We start from the raw sequence: 1,716 nt of genomic DNA on the forward strand, positions 1-1,716 counted from the left end.
AAATGACTCCTTGTCCGTAAGGACAGGGCGCGGGAGGGTAAAACAATGGACGAGAACAAGAACAGATATAACGGCGATGGCGGCGATCGTTTTGAGAAACAATCGCCGGACCGGGAGTGGAACAAGGACGGACAGTCTCCCGAATCGAATTCATCCTACTATTATTCGTACGGCCCTTTTAAATCCCTTAATCATAATGAGCAGAATACGGACGGCGTGGAGCATTATAGCCGGAGGGAGCCGGAACGGGTAGAAGTCACTACTCCCCAACCGGTCAAGCCGGTTCCTTATCATTCGTTTCGCTCCACGGGTCACGGCGGAGGCTATGGAGGAGGCAACGGTAATGGCGGCGGAAGCGGTTCGGACGGAGGAAACGGCTGGCAGTTCAATCAGAAGCCAAAGAAGCCTGTAAGAACCGCAGTCCTTTCCTTCCTTGCAGGCATGCTTGTGCTCTCAGGCTCCATGTTCATGGCTGACCGTGGGAACTGGTTCACAGGAGATCAAGCGGCAACAGTGGCCTTGAGTTCACAGGGCAAGGCGGCCAACGAGAGCGCCTCAGTGGCAGCGTCGGCTTCAACGACGGGGCTTGTGACCGGATCACAAGGCGTCTCCAGTGTCGTAGACGAAGCGGGACCGGCGGTTGTCAAAATTGAGACGCTCGTAAAATCGGCTTCCCGCGGAGGCCAAAGTAATCCGAACTTGAATGATCCATTCTCTCAATTCTTCTTTGGTGACCAATTCGGTGGCAATTCGTCCGGACAGTCCCAGCAGAACAACGGCAGCGGCTCTGGCTCGGATTCGCAGCTGACGCCTTACGGCATCGGCACCGGATTTATATACGATAAAGCGGGTTACATTCTGACCAACCAGCACGTAATTGAGAATGCCGACGTTATCCAGGTTACCGTCGATGGCAACTCCAAGCCGTATGAAGCAAAGCTGCTTGGGTCCAGCGCGGACTTGGACCTCGCGGTGCTGAAGATCGAAGGGGACAACAATTTCCCGACCGTGCCGCTCGGCGACTCGAACGCCATCAAGGTAGGCTCGGAGGTCGTGGCAATCGGCAACCCGCAGGGCTTTGACCATACGGTTACTGCGGGGGTGCTGAGCGCGAAAGGCCGGAGCATTGACATCAACGAAGAACAAGGCAACGGTACGCGCAATTATACGGATCTGCTGCAGACGGACGCTTCCATCAATCCCGGCAACTCCGGCGGACCGCTGCTTAACGCAAGCGGCCAGGTCATCGGCATGAACGTTGCCGTCAGCACGGATTCGCAAGGTATTGGCTTCGCCATACCGGTCAATAAAATTAAGGAAGTTGTCGACAAGCTTGAGGCGAATCAAGCCATCCCTAAAGATCCGGTTCCATTTATCGGCGCTTCGCTGATGACGATTACCGATGAAGTGGCGAAGCAAATGGGCACTAATATCAAGGAAGGCTCCGTTGTAGCCGAGATTATTTACAAATCGCCGGCTTATGCTGCCGACCTGCGTCCGTACGATATTATTACCGGCGCTAATGGAACGAAATATGCGACTAGCCAGGACTTGATCGACTTCATCAAGACCAAAAAGGTCGGAGACAAAATTACGCTTAATGTCGTCAGAGACGGCAAAAGTCTGGATCTGTCGGTAACGATCGGCAACAAGAACGACTTCAATACAGCACAGACCCAGCAGTAATCAGGCGGTACACGAAAAGCGGGAGGGGCA

The 1,716-nt window shown here is 54.1% G+C and carries 1 protein-coding gene; it reads left to right on the forward strand.

Annotated elements, in window-relative coordinates; translation table 11 throughout:
* The first annotated feature begins 45 nt into the window (after nt 1–45).
* Complete coding sequence (locus CJP72_RS24910; protein WP_025694289.1) at nt 46–1,686, forward strand: S1C family serine protease; 1,641 nt, start codon at nt 46–48, stop codon at nt 1,684–1,686.
* Nucleotides 1,687–1,716: the final 30 nt, after the last annotated feature.

This window comes from Citrobacter sp. NCU1, assembly GCF_010231475.1.
In the GTDB taxonomy this organism is placed as follows: Bacteria; Pseudomonadota; Gammaproteobacteria; order Enterobacterales; family Enterobacteriaceae; genus Citrobacter_D.

Excerpts from the sequence above, each read along its gene's own strand:
- CJP72_RS24910 (WP_025694289.1), top strand. The coding sequence starts at position 46 with ATGGACGAGAACAAGAACAGATATAACGGCGATGGCGGCGATCGTTTT.